This window comes from Paraburkholderia sp. 40, assembly GCF_050434105.1.
In the GTDB taxonomy this organism is placed as follows: domain Bacteria; phylum Pseudomonadota; class Gammaproteobacteria; order Burkholderiales; family Burkholderiaceae; genus Paraburkholderia; species Paraburkholderia tuberum.
This window is the reverse complement of record NZ_JBNPVY010000004.1, coordinates 4,406,184-4,428,532: the sequence shown is the minus strand read 5'-3', so window position 1 is coordinate 4,428,532 and position 22,349 is coordinate 4,406,184. Positions and strand designations below refer to the sequence as shown.

16 protein-coding genes, 2 tRNA genes, 3 rRNA genes and 2 pseudogenes are annotated in these 22,349 nt (G+C 61.0%); 10 read left to right on the top strand and 13 right to left on the bottom strand.

What is annotated here, in order from left to right; all coding sequences use genetic code 11:
* Positions 1 to 49 precede the first annotated feature (49 nt).
* A pseudogene (locus OKW28_RS42350) lies at positions 50 to 220 on the bottom strand (transposase domain-containing protein); the annotation flags it as partial.
* An 86-nt stretch (positions 221 to 306) separates the two neighbouring features.
* Here OKW28_RS42350 and OKW28_RS42345 point away from each other — a divergent pair.
* Positions 307 to 1,352 (top strand): annotated as a pseudogene (locus tag OKW28_RS42345) (IS3 family transposase); the annotation flags it as partial.
* Positions 1,353 to 1,379: 27 nt separating this feature from the next.
* Here OKW28_RS42345 and OKW28_RS42340 read toward each other — a convergent pair.
* From OKW28_RS42340 to OKW28_RS42295, 10 genes are all read right to left on the bottom strand, one after another.
* On the bottom strand, positions 1,380 to 2,270 hold the full coding sequence (locus OKW28_RS42340) for a hypothetical protein (protein WP_429454289.1): 891 nt from the start codon (positions 2,268 to 2,270) through the stop codon (positions 1,380 to 1,382).
* Complete coding sequence (locus OKW28_RS42335; protein ID WP_429454288.1) at positions 2,246 to 3,454, bottom strand: recombinase family protein; 1,209 nt, start codon at positions 3,452 to 3,454, stop codon at positions 2,246 to 2,248. The genes OKW28_RS42340 and OKW28_RS42335 overlap by 25 nt, the downstream gene beginning before the upstream one ends.
* Positions 3,447 to 3,638, bottom strand: a complete 192-nt coding sequence (locus OKW28_RS42330; protein ID WP_187639681.1) for a hypothetical protein — start codon at positions 3,636 to 3,638, stop codon at positions 3,447 to 3,449. Before OKW28_RS42330 ends, OKW28_RS42335 begins: the two co-directional genes overlap by 8 nt.
* An 839-nt stretch (positions 3,639 to 4,477) precedes the next feature.
* Positions 4,478 to 4,591, bottom strand: a 5S ribosomal RNA gene (rrf, locus tag OKW28_RS42325).
* A 253-nt stretch (positions 4,592 to 4,844) separates the two neighbouring features.
* Positions 4,845 to 7,726, bottom strand: a 23S ribosomal RNA gene (locus OKW28_RS42320).
* Between the two features lie 366 nt (positions 7,727 to 8,092).
* Positions 8,093 to 8,168: transfer RNA gene (locus OKW28_RS42315), tRNA-Ala, on the bottom strand.
* A gap of 53 nt (positions 8,169 to 8,221) precedes the next feature.
* Positions 8,222 to 8,298 (bottom strand) — tRNA-Ile (locus OKW28_RS42310).
* A 79-nt stretch (positions 8,299 to 8,377) separates the two neighbouring features.
* Positions 8,378 to 9,908, bottom strand: a 16S ribosomal RNA gene (locus OKW28_RS42305).
* Together the 16S, 23S and 5S rRNA genes with 2 tRNA genes alongside form the textbook arrangement of a ribosomal RNA operon.
* Positions 9,909 to 10,260: 352 nt before the next feature.
* A complete protein-coding gene (locus OKW28_RS42300; protein WP_429454286.1) occupies positions 10,261 to 11,541 on the bottom strand; it encodes an SGNH/GDSL hydrolase family protein in 1,281 nt (426 codons plus the stop codon).
* A gap of 103 nt (positions 11,542 to 11,644) precedes the next feature.
* A complete protein-coding gene (locus tag OKW28_RS42295; protein WP_429454284.1) occupies positions 11,645 to 13,267 on the bottom strand; it encodes an NAD(P)/FAD-dependent oxidoreductase in 1,623 nt (540 codons plus the stop codon).
* Between the two features lie 247 nt (positions 13,268 to 13,514).
* On the opposite strand from OKW28_RS42295, the gene paaA reads away from it, so the two are divergent.
* From paaA to OKW28_RS42255, 8 genes are all read left to right on the top strand, one after another.
* Positions 13,515 to 14,513 (top strand): 1,2-phenylacetyl-CoA epoxidase subunit PaaA, encoded by a 999-nt coding sequence (gene paaA, locus OKW28_RS42290; RefSeq protein ID WP_429454282.1) that lies wholly within the window; start codon positions 13,515 to 13,517, stop codon positions 14,511 to 14,513.
* 36 nt (positions 14,514 to 14,549) lie between these two features.
* Complete coding sequence (gene paaB / locus OKW28_RS42285; RefSeq protein WP_018418671.1) at positions 14,550 to 14,834, top strand: 1,2-phenylacetyl-CoA epoxidase subunit PaaB; 285 nt, start codon at positions 14,550 to 14,552, stop codon at positions 14,832 to 14,834.
* Positions 14,835 to 14,842: 8 nt separating this feature from the next.
* Entirely contained in the window at positions 14,843 to 15,667 is an 825-nt protein-coding gene (paaC, locus tag OKW28_RS42280) for a 1,2-phenylacetyl-CoA epoxidase subunit PaaC (protein WP_429454280.1), read from the top strand.
* Positions 15,668 to 15,674: 7 nt separating this feature from the next.
* Positions 15,675 to 16,244 carry a 1,2-phenylacetyl-CoA epoxidase subunit PaaD gene (gene paaD / locus OKW28_RS42275; protein ID WP_429454278.1) on the top strand — a complete coding sequence of 190 codons (570 nt, stop codon included), beginning with the start codon at positions 15,675 to 15,677 and terminating at the stop codon, positions 16,242 to 16,244.
* A gap of 1 nt (position 16,245) precedes the next feature.
* On the top strand, positions 16,246 to 17,334 hold the full coding sequence (paaE, locus tag OKW28_RS42270; protein ID WP_184034674.1) for a 1,2-phenylacetyl-CoA epoxidase subunit PaaE: 1,089 nt from the start codon (positions 16,246 to 16,248) through the stop codon (positions 17,332 to 17,334).
* Positions 17,335 to 17,509: 175 nt separating this feature from the next.
* Entirely contained in the window at positions 17,510 to 18,325 is an 816-nt protein-coding gene (locus OKW28_RS42265; protein ID WP_429454276.1) for a DUF1835 domain-containing protein, read from the top strand.
* A gap of 17 nt (positions 18,326 to 18,342) precedes the next feature.
* The gene (locus OKW28_RS42260) at positions 18,343 to 18,954 is read left to right on the top strand and encodes a TetR/AcrR family transcriptional regulator (protein WP_018418677.1); all 612 of its coding nucleotides are present in this window, start codon (positions 18,343 to 18,345) and stop codon (positions 18,952 to 18,954) included.
* Positions 18,955 to 19,232: 278 nt separating this feature from the next.
* Positions 19,233 to 19,901: a GNAT family N-acetyltransferase gene (locus tag OKW28_RS42255; RefSeq protein WP_429454274.1), complete on the top strand. Its 669-nt coding sequence runs from the start codon at positions 19,233 to 19,235 to the stop codon at positions 19,899 to 19,901.
* Positions 19,902 to 19,999: 98 nt separating this feature from the next.
* Here OKW28_RS42255 and OKW28_RS42250 read toward each other — a convergent pair whose 3' ends face one another.
* Positions 20,000 to 20,497, bottom strand: a complete 498-nt coding sequence (locus OKW28_RS42250; protein ID WP_429454272.1) for an Lrp/AsnC family transcriptional regulator — start codon at positions 20,495 to 20,497, stop codon at positions 20,000 to 20,002.
* 189 nt (positions 20,498 to 20,686) lie between these two features.
* Here OKW28_RS42250 and hppD point away from each other — a divergent pair, with 189 nt between their 5' ends.
* Positions 20,687 to 21,784: a 4-hydroxyphenylpyruvate dioxygenase gene (gene hppD / locus OKW28_RS42245; RefSeq protein ID WP_429454270.1), complete on the top strand. Its 1,098-nt coding sequence runs from the start codon at positions 20,687 to 20,689 to the stop codon at positions 21,782 to 21,784.
* 138 nt (positions 21,785 to 21,922) lie between these two features.
* On the opposite strand, the gene OKW28_RS42240 is transcribed toward hppD, so the two are convergent.
* On the bottom strand, positions 21,923 to 22,123 hold the full coding sequence (locus OKW28_RS42240; protein ID WP_429454268.1) for a hypothetical protein: 201 nt from the start codon (positions 22,121 to 22,123) through the stop codon (positions 21,923 to 21,925).
* Between the last annotated feature and the right edge of the window lie 226 nt (positions 22,124 to 22,349).

Below are 22,349 nucleotides of genomic sequence, written 5' to 3'. Positions count from 1 at the left end.
TGCGTGCGTGCGGTAAGCGGCTGGTGAACCCACGTTGACGAACGGTGAATCAGGCGACAGCGGTAAGAGGTTGCCAGTTATGTGGCAGCAATGCGGCGATGTCGCTTGCCCTGTGGGTGGGCGGCCGTGTCCCGATGTCTTTCAAATATGCGTGGGGTTCGTGACCGTTGAGTTGCGCTGGGCGGATGAGGCTCATGATTGCGGCCGCACGTTGGCCAGAGAGATGGCCGCGCAAATTCGGACAGTCGGATAAGTGGAACGCTCGGGGCCTGAGCCGGCGATAATGCCGACAAAGGAACCAGGAAGATGACGAAGAGAACCCGACGGACGCACTCAGCCGCGTTCAAAGCGAAAGTGGCGATGGCGGCGGTCAAGGGTGAGCGGACGCTAGCCGAACTGGCGCAGCAGTTCGATGTGCACCCGAACCAGATCACCGAATGGAAGCGGCAGTTGCAGGAACGTGCCGCCGACGTGTTTGGCGCAGGCGGCACGGCGTCGAGCGAGCCGCAAGTCGATTTGAAGGAGCTACATGCGAAGATCGGCCAGCTCACGCTGGAGAACGATTTTTTAAGCGGCGCGCTCAACAAGGCGGGATTGCTGAGCGCAAAGCGATGATCGATCGTACGCACGCATTGCCGGTCTCGCAGCAGGCGCGACTCGTTGGTATCGCAAGATCGAGCGTGTATTACCGGGCGCAACCGGTGAGCAACGCAGACCAGTTGCTGATGCGCCGGATCGATGAACTGCACATGGAGTTTCCGTTTGCCGGAGCGCGGATGCTGGCGCGACTGCTGCGTCGCGAGGCACACGAGATTGGCCGCCGGCGCGTGCGCACGCTGATGAAGCGCATGGGTATCGAGGCGCTGTACTGCAAGCCGAACACGAGCCGACGCAATGCGCAGCACAAGATCTGGCCGTATCTGCTGCGGGGCATGACGATCAATCGGGCAAACCAGGTCTGGGCACTGGATACGAGTTATATCCCGATGGCGCGCGGCTTCGTGTATCTGACCGCCGTGGTGGACTGGGCCAGCCGGAAGGTACTGGCCCACCGCGTAGCGATCACGATGGAGGCGATGCACGCTGTCGAGGCGTTGGAAGAAGCGTTCGCAAAGTACGGGCAACCTGAGATCGTCGATACCGACCAGGGCAGCCAGTTCACCGCGACAGTGTTCACCGGGGCCGTGCTCGGCCGGGGCATCCGCCTGTCCATGGATGGCAAAGGCGCCTGGCGCGACAACGTGTTCGTCGAACGCGTGTGGCGCAGCGTGAAATATGAAGAGGTGTATCTGAAAGCCTATGAATCGGTCGGCCACGCCCGGCGCTCAATCGGCGATTACATCAATCTGTACAAGTGCGTTTCATACTGCCCAACCTCGCTATGTTGTTGATAAATCTAGAGAGCCCTGTTGTGTCGTTGGTATTGTGGGGTGTCCACGCCGTGCGCGAGCCCGTCCGACGAGTTCGGTAACTGCGTCCCCGGTCAGCGAATTGCGATTGAAGATCCATGGCCCGTTGGGTAACGGATGTTCGGCTGGGATCTTGTTGCGCTCAACTGCGAGCCTGAGCGTTCCGGGGCTCACACCGATGAACGCCGATGCCTCGGTCAACGTCATCCATCCTTCAGCAGCACGTCGTTCGCTCGAATGGACCGGGATCTGATGGTGGCTGCGCAACGCGGTGACTCGCTCCTGGGTCCAGAAGTTACCCCGGCCGGTTCGCAGGTCATTGCGATTGAGTACGCCGGCGATCACCAGATCCGGACAGATACGGACAAGCTGGCGCACGGCATCAATTGCTTCACGTGACGTATGCGTAGTGTTCTCTCCGCGGCGCCGCCGCGGCACGCGAATCTCGGTATGTACTCCGCCCTTCCAGTGAATGACGAGCACGATTTCGCTCGTTGCGTCGTCAACGTCAACGACGACTTCGTGGATCAGGGTGCGCACTATGCGCTTCTTCAGGCGGGCGTCGGCCTGCGGCCAGATCGATTCCAATGCAGTGGCAAGATCGGCAAACTCCTCTGGCTGGGTAGGCGGTATCTGGCCGGATGTGCGCGACTGTTGCTCGATACGCGATTCCAGTTCCTCTACGCGTAGTAGCGCATGATTCCAGCGCCGCTCCAGTTCGTCGGCGACGAGCCGGTTCTCGGGGTCAGCAGCATCGTACTGTTTCTGCGCGCGTTGCGCGGCGTAGCGTGCAGCCTGAAGATCCCGCTGCAACGCGGCCAGCACTTCGTCCTGCTTCAGGGTCTCTTCTTCGCGCGCCACGATTGCTGCCTCAATTGCCGCCGGTTGAACGACCTGCAAGACCGCCTCGGCGATGGCCGCGTCCGCGCGTGTGCCACCGAACGCAATACAACGCGGTTGCCCCTTGTCCATCCAGCCGCGATGACAGCTATAGCGCAAGGCGTCGTGCCTGTTACCCGTGTAGTGTAGTGTAGCGTCAGCTTGCTCGCGCAGCGCCTGCAGCGCAATAGTCCCGCCAGCAGGGCCTCACCGTTCTTCGGGGCGCCAGCGTGTCCGGCCAGACGCAGGTTGCCGCTAATGGCACACTGGATCCGTTCGAATTCGTCCCAGTCAACGTACCCTTCGTGGGCATTCGGAATGAGCGCAAGCCACTGATCCCGTGGTTTGCGGCGATCACGTTTGCGTGGTTCCCCAGCCTCGTAATGGATCGCGCATTCGGTTTTGCCATAGGCATACGTGCCACCGTAGATCGGGTTGGTCAGGATCCGGTACACCGTGCCGTAGCTCGGCCGTTTCCATTGGATTTCGCCGCGCGGCATGCATGCCGGCAACTGCAGGCCGTGCTCCAGGAACCATAACAACGTCTGACGCACCGAACCAATCGCGCCGAACTGGCGGAATACTGAGCGGATGGCGTCCTGCACGCGCAAATCCGGATCCTTCTCCAGGCGCTGGTCTTCGGTCTTGCAGTAACCCACCGGCGCCGCGACAATGAGTTCGCCGCGTTTGGCCTTCTCCCGACGAGCTTCGAGCGAACGCTGACGCAACAGATCCAGCTCGTATTCGTTCAGGCTGCCCTTCAAGCCGAGCAGCAAACGATCGTTGCTCTGCCGCGGTGAGTAGACGGTCTCCTGATCGACGAGCACCGTGTCGACGACGCGGCACACCTCAGCCAGTTGCTGCCACTCGCGACTGTTGCGCGCGAATCGTGAAACCTCGCGAGCGGCAACTGCGCCGACGTGCCCAAGACAGACCTCTGCGACCATCCGTTCGAAGCCCGTGCGCGTTTGCGTTCCGGCCGCAGAGCGTCCCAGATCCTCGTCGATCACCTCGATCTCGTTCCAGCCCAACTGATGCAGACGATCCTGCATCGCATACTGCAGCTTCTGGCTCTCCAGATTGTGGCTGACCTGGTAGGCCGACGACTGGCGCACGTACAGCATGGCCTTGCGCGCCAGATGCTGCGCCCGAATCTTGTCACTCATCGCGCACCTCCGGCTCGTGTACGGCGGCGAGCAGCCCGCGACGGTGTTGCCGCAGCAGCTGCGCCAGCAAACGCACCGTCTGCTGCCGGACCTCTTGCGGCAGGTGCTCCCATTGTGGTGTCTTCGGAAAGAGACGGAACAGGTCGAGTTGACCGCCCGGTTGGGGGTTTGTCTGGCGTCGCATCAGCACCTCCTGTACGGAGCAAAGGATGGTGCTCGGCTTGTACCATACCGCGCGGCGTGGCAGCAGGCGCCTGCGCCAACAGGTACTTCAGTTCCCTCAATGCTTCACAGCTGACGGCGGGAGACGTTGCCGAGGTAATGCGACAGCAGGCAACGGGATCGAACATCCATTGCGGCACCTCCAGCAAGCCCGCCGTGTCGAACGGCTCTCGCCCACAGCGCAGCACTGACCCGGCGTTCTTCCTCTCTATCGTGGTGAAAATCCATACCGTGTGCCCGTACCACGGGTGCCAGCGGTAGAGAACCTCCTTTGATTCGCCGATATGGGCGTTGTGTTGACGGCTTGTACAACCAGAGACGACCTCATTCGAGTCTGGAAGACCGCACGCCGGATGAGGCATACTTCGCGACGCTGCCTGCGATCAAATTGGCAGCATGACTGCCCCGGACGTTCCACTTAAAAATCTCAGAAGACTGTCCGAACGAGTGAGGCCATCTCTGATAGACGTCGAAGATGGACCGCTTACAATGATTTGGCTTACTGATACGCATAAGACTATCCGATATTTTAAGAGAGTCCTTGTGTCCTTAGATACGTGCGGGAGGCTAGCGTTGAGCGCGGGAACGCCACCGAGCAGCGCTCGGGACGAGCTAGACGCTTGTTTGTGCGCAGGTCGTATGCGCAAAAAAGCGTCGATCAACAGGCTACTTTTGGCAGTGGCTGGCAACGGCGTCCGGCCACGCTTATTGTTCGTGCTCGGTCGAGCATGTTGCTGTTGATTTGGGCCGTGTAAACGCAAAAACCCCACCGCGGCGGGTGGGGTTTCTGACTGGGGAGGAGCCTGACGATTACCTACTTTCACACGGGCAATCCGCACTATCATCGGCGTGGAGTCGTTTCACGGTCCTGTTCGGGATGGGAAGGGGTGGGACCGACTCGCTATGGTCATCAGGCATGACGGGTTGCTGCGTCGCAGGGTTGGAGTCAACCGGTTGCGCCACAGCCAATCGGGAAGAAGCGTAAAGGATTCGGGTGGGGGGTTGTGTTGTTTCTGGCACAACACCGATCTCAACCGTGTGCGTGTTCCTGCCCCCTTCGGGGGTGGGGTCCGGGTAAGCGCTTTGCATGGGCCCGGAGTAAGTGCTGAAGCACTAACTCCGGCCGACAGCTGAAGCGCTCACGCTGACCGCAAAACACACCGGTTATAGGATCAAGCCTTACGGGCAATTAGTATCAGTTAGCTCAGTACATTACTGTACGTGCACACCTGACCTATCAACGTCCTGGTCTTGAACGACCCTTCAAGGGGCTCGAAGCCCCGGGGATATCTCATCTTAAGGCGAGTTTCCCGCTTAGATGCTTTCAGCGGTTATCTCTTCCGAACATAGCTACCCGGCGATGCCACTGGCGTGACAACCGGTACACCAGAGGTTCGTCCACTCCGGTCCTCTCGTACTAGGAGCAGCCCCCTTCAAATATCCAGCGCCCACGGCAGATAGGGACCAAACTGTCTCACGACGTTTTAAACCCAGCTCACGTACCTCTTTAAATGGCGAACAGCCATACCCTTGGGACCGGCTACAGCCCCAGGATGAGATGAGCCGACATCGAGGTGCCAAACACCGCCGTCGATATGAACTCTTGGGCGGTATCAGCCTGTTATCCCCAGAGTACCTTTTATCCGTTGAGCGATGGCCCTTCCATACAGAACCACCGGATCACTATGACCTGCTTTCGCACCTGTTCGACTTGTCAGTCTCACAGTCAAGCACGCTTATGCCATTGCACTATCAGCACGATTTCCGACCGTACCTAGCGTACCTTCGTACTCCTCCGTTACACTTTGGGAGGAGACCGCCCCAGTCAAACTGCCTACCATGCACTGTCCCCGACCCGGATCACGGGCCAAGGTTAGAACCTCAAACAGATCAGGGTGGTATTTCAAGGACGGCTCCACGCAGACTGGCGTCCACGCTTCATAGCCTCCCACCTATCCTACACAGACCGGTTCAAAGTCCAATGCAAAGCTACAGTAAAGGTTCATGGGGTCTTTCCGTCTAGCCGCGGGGAGATTGCATCATCACAAACACTTCAACTTCGCTGAGTCTCGGGAGGAGACAGTGTGGCCATCGTTACGCCATTCGTGCAGGTCGGAACTTACCCGACAAGGAATTTCGCTACCTTAGGACCGTTATAGTTACGGCCGCCGTTTACCGGGACTTCAATCAGGAGCTTGCACCCCATCATTTAATCTTCCGGCACCGGGCAGGCGTCACACCCTATACGTCCACTTTCGTGTTTGCAGAGTGCTGTGTTTTTATTAAACAGTCGCAGCCACCAGTTTATTGCAACCCTTTCACCCTTCTGGCGCAGGCCAGTCAGGCTATGAGGGCGTACCTTATCCCGAAGTTACGGTACCAATTTGCCGAGTTCCTTCTCCCGAGTTCTCTCAAGCGCCTTAGAATACTCATCTCGCCCACCTGTGTCGGTTTGCGGTACGGTCACTGTGAAACTGAAGCTTAGAGGCTTTTCCTGGAACCCCTTCCAGTTGCTTCGTCGCCTGAGCGACTCGCCTCGCACCCTTGAATTCCGCGCCCGGATTTGCCAAAGCGCCTTCTCCAATGCAAGGACCGGGACTTCCAACACCCGGACAACCTTCCGCGATCCGTCCCCCCATCGCATTTCACAATGGTGCAGAAATATTAATCTGCTTCCCATCAGCTACGCATTTCTGCCTCGCCTTAGGGGCCGACTCACCCTACGCCGATGAACGTTGCGTAGGAAACCTTGGGCTTACGGCGAGGGGGCCTTTCACCCCCTTTATCGCTACTCATGTCAGCATTCGCACTTCCGATACCTCCAGCACACTTTCCAGTGCACCTTCGCAGGCTTACGGAACGCTCTCCTACCATGCACATTACTGTGCATCCGCAGCTTCGGTATATGGCTTAGCCCCGTTACATCTTCCGCGCAGGACGACTCGATCAGTGAGCTATTACGCTTTCTTTAAAGGGTGGCTGCTTCTAAGCCAACCTCCTGACTGTTTTAGCCTTCCCACTTCGTTTCCCACTTAGCCATATTTGGGGACCTTAGCTGGCGGTCTGGGTTGTTTCCCTCTTGACACCGGACGTTAGCACCCGATGTCTGTCTCCCGTGATTGCACTCTTCGGTATTCGGAGTTTGCTATGGCGTAGTAATCCGCAATGGACCCCACAACCATGACAGTGCTCTACCCCCGAAGGTGATACACGAGGCACTACCTAAATAGTTTTCGGAGAGAACCAGCTATTTCCAGGTTTGTTTAGCCTTTCACCCCTATCCACAGCTCATCCCCTAACTTTTCAACGTTAGTGGGTTCGGTCCTCCAGCACGTGTTACCGTGCCTTCAACCTGGCCATGGATAGATCACCTGGTTTCGGGTCTACACCCAGCGACTGGACGCCCTGTTCGGACTCGCTTTCGCTACGCCTGCCCTAATCGGTTAAGCTCGCCACTGAATGTAAGTCGCTGACCCATTATACAAAAGGTACGCCGTCACCCCTTCGCAGAGGCTCCGACTGTTTGTATGCATGCGGTTTCAGGATCTGTTTCACTCCCCTCCCGGGGTTCTTTTCGCCTTTCCCTCACGGTACTGGTTCACTATCGGTCGATCACGAGTATTTAGCCTTGGAGGATGGTCCCCCCATCTTCAGACAGGATTTCACGTGTCCCGCCCTACTTCTCGTACACCCAGTTCTTCCATGCTGTTTTCGTCTACAGGGCTATCACCTGCTATGGCCGCACTTTCCAGAGCGTTCGACTAACAATACAGATAACGTGTACAGGCTGATCCCATTTCGCTCGCCACTACTCTGGGAATCTCGGTTGATTTCTTTTCCTGCGGTTACTTAGATGTTTCAGTTCACCGCGTTCGCCTCACGCAGCCTATGGATTCAGCTACGGATACTCCATTAGGAGTGGGTTTCCCCATTCGGACATCTCCGGATCAATGCTCGTTTGCCAGCTCCCCGGAGCTTTTCGCAGGCTACCGCGTCCTTCATCGCCTGTGATCGCCAAGGCATCCACCACATGCACTTGTTCGCTTGACCCTATAACGGGTGTGTCTCTGTCGACCAGTGTTAGCGCTTTAGCGCTTACTCTGGTCCCATCCCCGGAGGGGACAGGTTCCCGAAGGAGTCGACCATTCACGTTCCGTTACAGGTTGAGTATTCGTGTTGCGCCGTATTCCAAGGCAATCTTTCGATCACCTTTAAAATACATCGATACAATCACAACCCTGATTCACCTACTCACACACCCATCTCCAGGCATGCTTTCGTGAATCTCTTTACTACTTCTTCCTGATTGTTAAAGAACGGCAGCCGGTATAAAGCCTGTGCCTCATACCGCCCTGACTGGCTCAATCGCCAATGCGCAACGCTCTGCCTTCAGGCAGAACCCTGCGCATTGAGGATTGGTGGAGGATGACGGGATCGAACCGACGACCCCCTGCTTGCAAAGCAGGTGCTCTCCCAGCTGAGCTAATCCCCCAGTCCCACAGCTATTCCAGCGGCCCCAGCCCTTCAGCTCACCAGACAAGACCGTGGTGGGTCTGGATGGATTCGAACCATCGACCCCCGCCTTATCAAGACGGTGCTCTAACCGGCTGAGCTACAGACCCCTGATGTCTGTCTGCGTTGCTTCCATTAACCACAGCCGATAAGCGTGAGCACTTGAGTGCAGTGAATGCACAGCTCTGGAAAGGAGGTGATCCAGCCGCACCTTCCGATACGGCTACCTTGTTACGACTTCACCCCAGTCATGAATCCTACCGTGGTGACCGTCCTCCTTGCGGTTAGACTAGCCACTTCTGGTAAAACCCACTCCCATGGTGTGACGGGCGGTGTGTACAAGACCCGGGAACGTATTCACCGCGGCATGCTGATCCGCGATTACTAGCGATTCCAGCTTCACGCACCCGAGTTGCAGAGTGCGATCCGGACTACGATCGGTTTTCCGGGATTGGCTCCACCTCGCGGCTTGGCAACCCTCTGTTCCGACCATTGTATGACGTGTGAAGCCCTACCCATAAGGGCCATGAGGACTTGACGTCATCCCCACCTTCCTCCGGTTTGTCACCGGCAGTCTCCCTGGAGTGCTCTTGCGTAGCAACTAGGGACAAGGGTTGCGCTCGTTGCGGGACTTAACCCAACATCTCACGACACGAGCTGACGACAGCCATGCAGCACCTGTGTTACGGCTCCCTTTCGGGCACTCCCGCCTCTCGGCAGGATTCCATACATGTCAAGGGTAGGTAAGGTTTTTCGCGTTGCATCGAATTAATCCACATCATCCACCGCTTGTGCGGGTCCCCGTCAATTCCTTTGAGTTTTAATCTTGCGACCGTACTCCCCAGGCGGTCAACTTCACGCGTTAGCTACGTTACCAAGCCAATGAAGGCCCGACAACCAGTTGACATCGTTTAGGGCGTGGACTACCAGGGTATCTAATCCTGTTTGCTCCCCACGCTTTCGTGCATGAGCGTCAGTATTGGCCCAGGGGGCTGCCTTCGCCATCGGTGTTCCTCCACATCTCTACGCATTTCACTGCTACACGTGGAATTCCACCCCCCTCTGCCATACTCCAGCGCTGCAGTCACCAATGCAGTTCCCAGGTTAAGCCCGGGGATTTCACATCGGTCTTACAGCACCGCCTGCGCACGCTTTACGCCCAGTAATTCCGATTAACGCTCGCACCCTACGTATTACCGCGGCTGCTGGCACGTAGTTAGCCGGTGCTTATTCTTCCGGTACCGTCATCCCTCACGGATATTAGCCACGAGGTTTTCTTTCCGGACAAAAGTGCTTTACAACCCGAAGGCCTTCTTCACACACGCGGCATTGCTGGATCAGGCTTGCGCCCATTGTCCAAAATTCCCCACTGCTGCCTCCCGTAGGAGTCTGGGCCGTGTCTCAGTCCCAGTGTGGCTGGTCGTCCTCTCAGACCAGCTACAGATCGTCGGCTTGGTAGGCCTTTACCCCACCAACTACCTAATCTGCCATCGGCCGCCCCTTGAGCGCGAGGTCTTGCGATCCCCCGCTTTCCTCTCCCGAGCGTATGCGGTATTAATCCGGCTTTCGCCGGGCTATCCCCCACTCCAGGACACGTTCCGATGTATTACTCACCCGTTCGCCACTCGCCACCAGACCGAAGTCCGTGCTGCCGTTCGACTTGCATGTGTAAGGCATGCCGCCAGCGTTCAATCTGAGCCAGGATCAAACTCTTCAGTTCAAACCTGTTACTGTTTTCGGGCTCTCTCGAACCCGGTCGCTCACTCAACGTACTGACGATGATTGATCCGTCTTCCGACAGACAAACCTTCCTCCAATACTGTGTGAGGCTTCTGATACTTCTGCCTGACAGCAGATTCCACAGAATCCGCCGCCGCATTCCGCATCAAGCGCCCACACTTATCGACTGTTAGTTTTTAAAGATCGGTCCGCCAGACCCGCAGCGCCTGAACCACCACTACCTAGCACTGCTTCGTTTGCGTCGCTGCGTCTGCAGCAGAGAAGCGAAATTATGGAGACTCTTTCGCGTCTCGTCAATACCCGTTTTTGCTTTCGCTTAAAAAAGTTGCCGCTCACTTCCGGGTCGCATCCACCACGACCTCGACAGGAACTGCAGCGGCCATAGCCGCGTAGCCCGCGTCGCTTGGATGGATGTGATCGCCGCTATCGAAAGCGCGCTGCAGACGCTCCGGCTGCGCCCGATCGCGCAACGCCGCGTCGAAGTCGACGACGCCATCGAAAGCACGACTAGTTCGCATCCACTGATTAACCGCGAGTCGGATGTTTTCCCGCTCCTGTGGCAGCGACGCCGGCGTCAGCGTCGCGCCGAACATCTTGACACCGTTGCGCCGCGCGGCCGCGATCACTCGCTGGTAACCGGCGATCAGATCGGCAGCCGTGACCAACGTATGAGGAAAATCGCAGTCGAGCCCGCCATGAGGCGGCATTGCCGCAAAGTTGATGTCGTTGATGCCAATCAGCAGGATTACCGCTTTGACGCCTGGACGTCGCAAAACGTCGCGCTCGAAGCGGCTCGCAAGCGCGTCGCCATAGCAAGGCGAGTCGCTCAGGAGCCGGTTGCCGCTGATGCCGAGATTCACGATCGCGGTCGACTGCGCGCCGCTCGCCGCCAGTCGCCGAGCCAGCGCATCCGGCCAGCGACGGTTCTGGTTGAGGGTGGAGCGCATGCCGTCGGTGATCGAGTCGCCAATCGCGGCCACGGCAAGCGACGGTGCCGCCGCCTCCACCGACAAACCCGTGACCCACACATATTGCGTGAAGCGGCCGCGAAACGCCGTGGCGGACGCGTCGGTGGTGTGATTGCCGGGCCCGGACACATAATTCACCTGATTCGACACTCGGTGCCATGCGACGATCCGCTGCTCCGGTCCCACGAACGCACTGATCGCATATGGCGCGCCCTCGACGACATCGATCGCGACCGGATCGCTGTCCACCTCGCCGCCAGGCGGAACGCTGACCGCGCCCTTACCGCCAAACGTCACTCGACTGCCGGCGCCCTCGACTGCTGCCGCGCCACCGGCGGAGCGCGCGATGCGCAGTTCGTCGATGACGAGAGGCGTCCTGCCGTACGCATTGCTCAGATGAATTCGCGCGACCCTCCCCGACAACGTCGGATACATGATTTGCCGAACGGTGCGCCCGGCGACTTCCGGCGCGCGATACAGCGGTGGCAACTCGGCCCGCTGTGGAATCGGTTGCAGCGCGGTCGCCCAAACGGCGACCCAATGCTCGGACGCTTCGGCAGCGAACGCACTCGAGGAAACGACAAACGGGGCAAATTGGGCAAGCAGCGCCGCGCCGCATGCGGCAGCCAGGGTGCGAATGGTCATTCGGAGGATCGGTTCGAGGCGAAACGCGCATTGTGCCCGAACGACGCGGCAATCGCCGGCAGGTCCGCTTACCCCGGCGCCCGGCGGCTGTGCCGGCTCGGACTCACGCCGTTTGCTGACTCATGATCTTCAGCGCGACCGCTTCGGCGACCTCGATTCCGTCGATTGCCGCCGAGTAGATCCCGCCCGCATACCCCGCACCCTCGCCCGCCGGATACAGCCCGTTGACGTTGACACTCTGGTAGTCGTCGCCGCGACGCACGCGTACCGGCGACGAAGTTCGCGTTTCAATGCCGGTCAGCACCGCATCATGCATCGCGAAACCTGCGATTTTCTTCTCCATCTGTGGCAGCGCTTCGCGAATCGCTTCGATCGCGTAGTCGGGCAGCGCGGTGCTGAGATCGGTTGGCCGCACGCCCGGCTTGTACGACGGAACGACCGAGCCGAGTGAAGTGGACGGCCGCCCCGCGATGAAGTCGCCGACCAACTGCCCTGGAGCCATATAGTTACCGCCACCGAGCTCGAACGCCCGCTCCTCCCACTTGCGCTGGAACGCGATGCCGGCGAGCGGCCCGCCCGGGTAGTCGTCTGGCGTAATGCCGACCACGATGCCCGCGTTCGCGTTGCGCTCCGCGCGCGAGTACTGGCTCATGCCGTTCGTGACGACGCGCCCCGGCTCCGACGTGGCCGCCACCACGGTGCCGCCAGGACACATGCAGAAGCTATAAACCGCTCGCCCGTTGCTGCAGTGGTGCACCACCTTGTAGTCGGCTGCGCCGAGCTGTTTGTGACCGGCAAATTTCCCAAAACGGCTCCGATCGATCACCCCTTGCGGATGCTCGATCCGAAAACCGAGCGAAAACGGCTTCGCCTCGACGTGAACGCCGCGGTCGTACAGCATCTGGAAGGTATCGCGTGCGCTATGGCCGACCGCCAGCACAACGTGGTCGCAGCGCAGCGTCTCGCCGGTCGACAGCTTCAGCCCGCGCACCTGGCCGTTGTCGATGTCGATGTCCTCGACACGCGTTTCGAAGCGCACTTCGCCGCCCAACTCGTGAATGCTCGCGCGCATCTTCTCGACCATGCTGACGAGACGAAACGTGCCGATATGCGGCCGGCTCAGGTACAGGATGTCCTCCGGCGCACCGGCCCGCACGAATTCGTCGAGCACCTTGCGGCCGTAGTGTTTCGGGTCCTTGATCTGGCTGTAGAGCTTGCCGTCCGAAAAGGTGCCCGCGCCACCTTCGCCGAACTGCACGTTCGACTCGGGATTCAGCACCGATTTGCGCCACAGGCCAAACGTGTCCTTGGTGCGCTCACGTACGGCCTTGCCGCGCTCGAGGATGATCGGCCGGAAGCCCATCTGCGCGAGGATCAGGCCCGCGAACAGTCCGCACGGCCCCATGCCGATGACGACCGGACGCGGCGTGCTCAGTTGGGCGGGCGCTTCGGCGACGAACTTGTAGCTCATGTCGGGCGTCATGCCGCAATGCGGCACGTCGGCGAGCCGTTTCAGCGCGGCCCCTTCATCCTTGATCTCGACATCGACGATGTAGGTGAGCTTGATGTCGGCGCGCTTACGCGCGTCGTGCGCGCGGCGAAACACGGCGTATCGGATGAGCCCGTCCCGCGCCACGCCGAGTTCCGTGAGGCGCGCACGGATGGCGGCTTCGAGGGCGCTTTCGGGATGATCGAGCGGGAGTTTGATTTCGCTTAGACGTAACATGAGTACCGGGGATGCAAGTGGGCCGCAAATCGCGGCCAATTCGCAATTTTACCGGTAAGTGTCGGCGCGGGGTGACGGCCGGTCATGAACCGCCGGCCCATCGAAACCGGGCAAACCAGCATGCATGTTTCGGCGCCCTCAATGAGCTATCAGCCCCAACGTCTCTGCACAAAAAATTTATTAACCGACCGGTCGGTTGGTTTATACTACGCCGACACAGACCACTCCTCCAGAGAGAGCGTCCCTCATGTACACCCAATCCCTCGATATCCCCGGCACCGTCGCCCCGCTGGACGCGGACGCGAATTCGCCCGAACAGGCTCGCTTCGACGCGGTCATGACCGCCGACGGCAAGATCGAGCCGCAGGACTGGATGCCCGACGCGTACCGCAAAACGCTAGTGCGGCAGATCTCGCAGCATGCGCACTCGGAGATCGTCGGCATGCTGCCCGAGGGCAACTGGATCACGCGCGCTCCGAGCCTCAAGCGCAAGGCGATCCTGATCGCCAAGGTGCAGGACGAAGCCGGCCACGGCCTCTATCTGTATAGCGCCGCCGAAACGCTCGGCGTCTCGCGCGAGCAGCTGATCGACGCGCTGCACGCGGGCAAGGCCAAGTATTCGAGCATCTTCAACTACCCGACGCCCACCTGGGCCGACGTCGGCGTGATCGGCTGGCTCGTCGACGGCGCGGCGATCATGAACCAGATCCCGCTGTGCCGCTGCACGTACGGCCCGTACGCCCGCGCGATGATCCGCATCTGCAAGGAAGAGTCGTTCCATCAGCGCCAGGGCTTCGACGCGCTGCTCGCGATGATGGCCGGCACCGAGGCGCAGCGCGAGCTGGTCCAGCAGGCGGTGAACCGCTGGTGGTGGCCGGTGCTGATGATGTTCGGCCCAAGCGACAGGGACTCGGTCCACAGCAACCAGTCGGCCAGATGGGGCATCAAGCGCATCACCAACGACGACCTGCGCCAGAAATTCGTCGACGCGACCGTCGAGCAGGCGAAGGTGCTCGGCGTCACGCTGCCCGACGCGGACCTCAAATGGAACGAGGCGCGCGGCCACTACGACTACGGCGACATCGACTGGGAAGAGTTCTGGCGCGTCGTCAATGGCGACGGCCCGTGCAACCGCGAGCGCCTCGCGACCCGCGTGAAGGCCCATGAAGACGGCGCCTGGGTACGCGAAGCCGCGCTCGCCCATGCGGAAAAGCAGCGCCAGCGCGCGCAGCAGCACGCCGCCTGAGTGGCACCGCACATCAAAGGAATCAGGAGATCAGCAATGAACAAGGAATGGCCGATTTGGGAAGTGTTCGTGCGCAGCAAGCAGGGACTCGACCATAAACACTGCGGCAGTCTGCACGCCGCCGACGCGCCGATGGCGCTGCGCATGGCGCGCGACGTCTACACGCGCCGCCAGGAAGGCGTGAGCATCTGGGTGGTGCCGTCCTCGGCGATCACGGCCTCGGCGCCGCACGAGAAGGCCGAGCTGTTCGAACCGGCGGGCGACAAGATCTATCGCCACCCGACGTTCTACACGCTCCCCGACGAAGTCAACCACATGTAAGCGCGGCCATGACCACTACGTCCTCCACTACGTCCATTACGCCCGAACATCTCCAGTACGTGCTGCGCCTCGCGGATACCGCGCTGATCCTCGGTCAGCGCAACACCGAGTGGTGCGGCCACGGCCCGATCCTCGAAGAGGACATCGCGCTGTCGAACATGAGCCTCGACCTGATCGGCCAGGCGCGCCTGCTGTACACGCACGCGGCCGCGCTCGAAGCGCAGCTCACCGGCCGTCAGCGCAGCGAAGACGACTACGCGTACTTCCGCGCCGAGCGCGAATTCGCGAACTACACGCTCGCCGAGTTGCCGCATTACGGGCCGCTCGCCGGCACCGCGCAGGCCGGGAAGGATTACGCGGTCACGATCGTGCGCAACTTCCTGTACGCGACGCTGATGATGCATCTGTGGGGTGCGCTGACGGGCTCCAGCGACGGGCAGCTCGCCGCGATCGCCGCGAAGTCGATCAAGGAAACGCAGTACCACGTGCATCACGCGAGCGAGTGGCTGATCCGTTTCGGCGACGGCACCGACGAATCGCACCGTCGCGCGCAGGCCGCGCTCGACTATCTGATGCCGTACACGTACGAGTTCTTTAGCGCGGACGCGGTGGAAGACGCGGTCGCCGCGGCCGGCATCGGCCCGCGCACCTCGGCGCTGGAAGCCGCGTGGCTCGACGACGTGCGCGCCACGCTCGACCAGGCCACGCTGACGCTGCCCGCGGCGCTGCGGCACGTGAGCACGGGCAAGCACGGCGAGCATTCGGAGCACATGGGTTTCGTGCTCGCGCAAATGCAGAGCCTCGCGCGCCAGCATCCGGGTGCCAGCTGGTGAGCACGCGATGACGACCTCGACCGCTCCGCAGCCCGCGAACGCCGCCGCTGCCACGACCGACGCCGCGCTCACCCGTGCATGGACCGTGCTCGAAGCGGTACCCGACCCGGAGATCCCGGTGGTGTCGATCCGCGAGCTCGGCATTCTGCGCGACGTGCGACGCGCCGCGGACGGCGCGCTCGAAGTCGTGATCACGCCGACCTACTCGGGCTGCCCGGCGATGTCGCAGTTTGCCGAAGACATCGGCCGTGCGCTCGAGGCCGCGCAGCTCACGCCATACCGCGTCGCCACCGTGCTCGCGCCGGCGTGGACCACCGACTGGATCACGGCCGAAGCCCGCGAAAAACTGCGCGTCTACGGCATCGCGCCGCCGACGGGCAACTGCGGTTCAGCCGCGACGTCAGCGCCGCAGGAGAAAGTGCTGCGCTTCGTGCCGCGCGCGCTGCCGGCCCCAGGCTGCCCACGCTGCGGCTCGGCGCACACCGAGCGGCTCGCGCAATTCGGCTCGACCGCCTGCAAGGCCCTGTATCGCTGCCTCGACTGCCGCGAACCCTTCGACTACTTCAAACCGTACTGATATGGCCACCCCGCAATTCCATCCGCTGCGTATCCGCGAAGTGCGCCCTGAAACCGCCGATGCGGTCTCGGTCGCCTTCGAAGTCCCGCCCGAACTGCGCGACCACTATCGCTTCACGCAGGGCCAGTTCGTCACGCTGAAGACGCATATCGACGGTGAGGAAACGCGCCGTTCGTATTCAATCTGCGTCGGCGTCACCGACTACGATCGCGACGGCGAGTTGCGCATCGGCATCAAGCGCGTGCGCGGCGGGCGTTTCTCGAACTTCGCGTTCGACACGCTGCAGCCGGGCCACACGATCGACGTGATGACGCCCGACGGCCGCTTCTTCACGCACCTGAACGCGGAACAGGGGCAGCAGTACCTCGCGTTCTCGGGCGGCTCGGGCATCACGCCGGTGCTCGCGATCATCAAGACGACGCTCGAAGTCGAGCCTCGCAGCACCTTCACGCTCGTGTACGGCAACCGCAGCGTCGACCAGATCATGTTCGCCGAGGAGCTCGAGGATCTGAAGAACCGCTTCATGAACCGCTTCGTGCTGTATCACGTGCTGTCGGACGACCTGCAGGACGTCGAGCTGTTTAACGGCGTGCTCGACCAGGAAAAATGCGCGGCGTTCATCGAGCAACTGCTGCCGGCCGACGCGATCGACGAAGCGTTCATCTGCGGCCCCGCGCCGATGATGGATGCGGCCGAGGCCGCGCTCAAGGCAGCCGGCGTGCCGCCCGCGAAGGTGCACGTCGAGCGCTTCGGTACGCCGCTGCCGCAGGCGGGCGTGCCGCCCGTCGAGATCACCGCGGACACCCCCGCGGCCGAGCTCGAAATCGTGCTCGACGGCAAGCGGCGCAAGCTGCGCCTGCCGTATCAGGGCACGAGCGTGCTCGACGTCGGGCTGCGCGCCGGTCTCGCGCTGCCGTATGCGTGCAAGGGCGGCGTGTGCTGCACCTGTCGCGCGAAGGTGCTCGAGGGCGAAGTGAAGATGGAAAAGAACTACACGCTCGAAGAGCACGAGGTCCGCGACGGGTTCGTGCTGACGTGTCAGTGTCATCCGGTTAGCGACAAGGTCGTCGTCAGTTACGACGAACGTTGAGTCGAGTGCTTTCGTGGCCCAGGTACGGACTGCCCTCCTGTGACGTCCGCCACCGCTTTCGGCCGTTTCGCGATCCGCTTAAACTAGGGGCCGCTCATCGATCGGGACATCGGGTTCCAGTCGGCGAGCGGCCTCTTTTTGTTACAGCTGCTGGCGTCACTGCAAGCCCTTGCCCATGAGCACGATTCACCTCACCAACGGCGATGTCGCCGCCGAGTCGCTGCGTACCGCGCTCGACCAGGCGGGCCGCGACGATCGCGTGCAGCCGCTGCGGGACGATCTGGCGGTCGGCCCGTTACGCGGCGTCGACGACGCTGCGCATGTGCGCGCCGACTTCTGGGAACGCGTCAGCGCGGACACGCAACGCGACTTCGTGCGCGAGTTCCGCGAACAGGCCGCGGTGCTCGACGGCCTCGCCAGCAGCACCGCGAATCTCGTGGTGTGGCACGGCGAAAGCGCGTCCGATCAACTGATGCTGCGCCGCGTCTGCTACCTGGTGCGCAACAGCCCGCAGCGTTTGAACGAAGTGCGTCTGTCGATCGCCGACCTCGCCGATCCGCAAGCGTGGGCGCATACCCGCAAGGATCGCGCGACATCGGTCGGCATGTTTGCGCCGGACGTATTGCAGACACACCTGCCGGACGCCGCGCCGATTTCCGTGCTGCGCATCAGCCGGCTCGCGCTCGAATGGCAGGAGGTCAAACAGGCGAACGGCGAGACGCGTCGCTGGCGTGACAACACCTTCACGAGCGGCAGCGTTGCCGAAATCGACGCGCTGATCCTCGACCGCGCAACCGACGCCTGGCAGCCCGCCGCGCGCGTCGCCGCCTACGTGATGACCGCCGGGCTGTGGTTCCTCGTCAGCGACAGCATCGTGCTGTGGCGCATGCGAGAACTCGCGGCGCTGCGGCGCATCCGCCTGCGCGGCGACGCGAACGAATGGCGCTCGCTCGAACTGCGCGCGGCATCCACCCCCTGCTCACCCCAATAAGACAAGAACAGACGAATATGGCCCGCACCCGAGCCCCCGACCACGAAACCCAACGCGAGCAGATTCTCGAACTGGCCGCCGCGAAGTTCGCGCAGACCAGCTATCCAAGTACGTCGATGGCCGATCTTGCCGCGGCGAGCGGCACCTCGAAAGCGCGCCTCTATCACTATTACGAGAGCAAGGAAGCAATCCTGTTCGATCTGCTCGATCGTTACACGAAGCGCCTGATGCTGATCATCGCCGAGGTGGAAGGATCGAGCCAGCGGCGCGAACTGAGCGAGCGAGAAACCTTCGCGGAGCTGATCCGCGCGTTCCTGTCCGAGTATGAGACGTCGCACAGCCGGCACGTCGCGCTGCTGAACGATGTCAAGTATCTGGTCGATTCGCAGCGCGAGATCATCCTGAACCGTCAGCGCGACGTAGTCGCCGCCTTCGCGCGGCAGCTCGTGCGCGCCTATCCCGAACGCGCGACACGCGACAACCAGACCGCGCTGACGATGATGGTGTTCGGCATGATCAACTGGACCTTCACGTGGCTCAAGCCGGACGGCCGGATGGGCTATCGCGAGTTCGCCGAGCAGGTGGTCGGCATGGTCGAGCATGGTCTCGGCAGCGCGCCGGCCAGGTAGACGATGGTCTGAACAGATCGCAACCCGCGCACTGGATGTTGCAAAGCAACAACATGCAGACCAAATAAATCAGCGCAGGGAATCCATGCGGCATGGTGTCGCGAACGTGCGCTCACTTTTAACTTCCTTTTAAAATCAATTAATTAAATTTAGGGCTCCAGCGTTCCAGGTATTCACCTCGATTTTTGATACGGGTTTTCCCTAGTGATTGGCGTAGGTTTCCGTTAAAATTGGTTTTGCGGTGCACAACGCCGCCTGATTAAAAGGAGAACCCGACCATGAACATGCTGACCCATCGCAACACCGAGCCGATAGCGCCGAACGATCGCGCGTCGCTGCCTGCTGGACGCGCGCACGTTCTGGTCCGTGAACTCACCGCCGTCGATCGCGAACGCCTGCTTGCTCACTTCCTCGCGCTCGACGAAGAAGACCGTCTGCTGCGCTTCGGCCAGGTCGTGCCGAACCACGTGATCGAAAACTACGTGCGCGCGATCGACTTCACGCGCGACACCGTGTTCGGCGTGTTCAACAGCAAGCTGGAACTGAGCGGCGTCGGCCATCTGGCCTACCTGCCGGCCGAAGGCAACAAGCGCACCGCCGAATTCGGCGTCTCCGTGCTAGAAAGCGCACGCGGCATCGGTATCGGCTCGAAGCTATTCGAGCGCGCCGCGATCCGCAGCCGCAACACGCATGTGACGACGCTGTACATCCACTGCCTGGCGCGCAATTCGACCATGATGCACATCGCCAGGAAGGCCGGCATGAAGATCGAGTACGCGTATGGCGAAGCCGACGCGTATCTGACGCTGTCGCCGGCCGATCAGTCGAGCATCCTCGCGGAAATGCTGCAGGAGCAGGCCGCCGTGTTCGATTACGCGCTCAAGCGCCACGCACGCCAGGCATCGCGACTGTTCGAGTCGTTCATGCCGGTGGCTGTCGCTGCCTGAATAATCGCTACGGGGAAATGAGATTGGGGCGGCCGCAAGGTCGCCTTTTTTCTATCTGTACCCAATCAACGCCCCGCGTAGGACCGTGCGCGTGAAGCCTACAAAATGGGCAGCGCTGTCGTTTCCTTGATCTTTTCTAGCGAAAAGCTCGATTTCACATCAATCACCGATGGATGCCGCAGCAATTGATCCTGCACGAAGCGCGAAAAGTGCGCCATGTCCTCCACCTGGACGCGCAGCAGGTAATCCATCTCACCCGTCATCGCGTGACATGCGACAACTTCGGGCCACGTCTGCACGGCCGCGCCGAACAGATCGGCGTGCGTGACCTCGCCATGCGGACTGAACGCGCGACCGCCACCCTTCTCCAGCCGCACGCTGACATACGCGAGCAGGTCAAGCCCGAGACGTTGCGCGTCGAGCAGCGCGACGTAGCCGCGAATCACGCCGCTTTCCTCGAGCCGGCGAATCCGCCGCAGGCACGGACTTGGCGACAGATTGATCCGTTCCGCAATCTCCTGATTCGACAGCCGGCCATTCTCCTGAAGGATCGCCAGAATGCGTCGATCGATCGCGTCTATCCCGTTATTAGCCATGTTCTGCCGCATATCCGTTGAATAAAGCCATAAACTGGCTCAAGCGTAGTGACGCGCGATTAAGTTCGCAAGTTTTTGCCTTCGTCGCAGTCCTACACTTGCCCTATCCGGTCGCGCCCAGCCGACCGTACCGCGCGCTCACCGCCAGCGCGCCTCGGCAACCCTCTTGCATGGGATTGGAGACAGACAATGCAGGTTTCTACTTGGGAAAACCCGGTCGGCACCGACGGCTTCGAATTCATCGAATACACGGCGCCGGACCCGAAAGCGCTCGGCAAGCTGTTCGAACGGATGGGCTTCACGGCCGTCGCGCGGCATCGTCATAAGGACGTGACGCTGTATCGTCAGGGCGACATCAACTTCATCGTCAACGCGGAGAAGCATTCGTTTGCGCAGCGCTTCGCGCGCTTGCATGGCCCGTCGATCTGCGCGATTGCGTTTCGCGTACAGGACGCTGCGAAGGCCTACGCCCAAGCGCTCGAAAAAGGCGCATGGGGTTTCGACAACAAGACCGGCCCGATGGAGCTGAACATCCCGGCGATCAAGGGCATTGGCGATTCGCTGATCTATTTCGTCGACCGCTGGCGCGGCAAGAACGGCGCGACGCCGAACAGCATCGGTGACATCGACATTTACGACGTCGACTTCGAGCCGATTCCGGGCGCGAACCCGAACCCGGTGGGCCACGGCCTGACCTATATCGATCACCTGACGCACAACGTGCATCGCGGCCGCATGCAGGAATGGGCGGAGTTCTACGAGCGCCTGTTCAACTTCCGCGAGGTGCGCTACTTCGACATCGAGGGCAAGCTGACGGGCGTCAAGTCGAAGGCGATGACCTCGCCGTGCGGCAAGATTCGCATTCCGATCAACGAGGAAGGCTCGGACACCGCCGGTCAGATCCAGGAATATCTGGACGCGTACCACGGCGAAGGCATCCAGCACATCGCGCTCGGCACCAGCGACATCTACCGCACCGTCGACGGCCTGCGCGCATCGGACATTTCACTGCTCGACACGATCGACACGTACTACGAACTCGTCGACCGACGCGTGCCGAATCATGGCGAGCCGCTCGAGGAACTGCGCAAGCGCAAGATCCTGATCGACGGCGCACCGGACGATCTGCTGCTGCAGATCTTCACCGAAAACCAGATCGGCCCGATCTTCTTCGAGATCATTCAGCGCAAAGGCAACCAGGGCTTCGGCGAAGGCAACTTCAAGGCGCTGTTCGAATCGATCGAGCTCGATCAGATTCGCCGCGGTGTCGTGCAGGACAAGACCTGACCACGGAGACTCGCGCCTGATCGGCGCGCAGAAGAAAAAAGGGCGAGGATCGCAGGATCCTCGCCCTTTTACGTTGTAACGCCGCCGCTCTCTTCGGAACGGCGGCCGGTCGTCATTAGACGCGCGCGATGCGGTGCGTCATGAATTCTGCCTGTACAGATCGCTGCCGATCGCACCGTCGACCCGCGCCGTTCCCAGACGCGCCGGCGCCACCTGCGCCGTGCGGACGATCGCGTTCGACAATGCCCCCGTGCTGCCCGGATTCGAGCGCACCGGCGCGCTCATCGCGAAGAAAGCGGCGGAAACCATCAGGAAGGTCTGGACGTTTCTTGTGTTCATGCGTACTCCTTTTCTAACTGCCCTGCTGCCCAGAAGCTGCACAGAATGCGCGGCGTTCGGCATCGCTCACAGGTCGGGGTTAGACAGTGGTTTTCACTGCGGTTCCGCAAATTTGTAGGTTTTACAGCTTGTTACACGCGCAGGCGCAATACAACTCCATTCCGGCGGAAATCCGCGACAACTGCTGACAACACGTAGGCAACTCGTCGCGAAACCGGCCGAAATC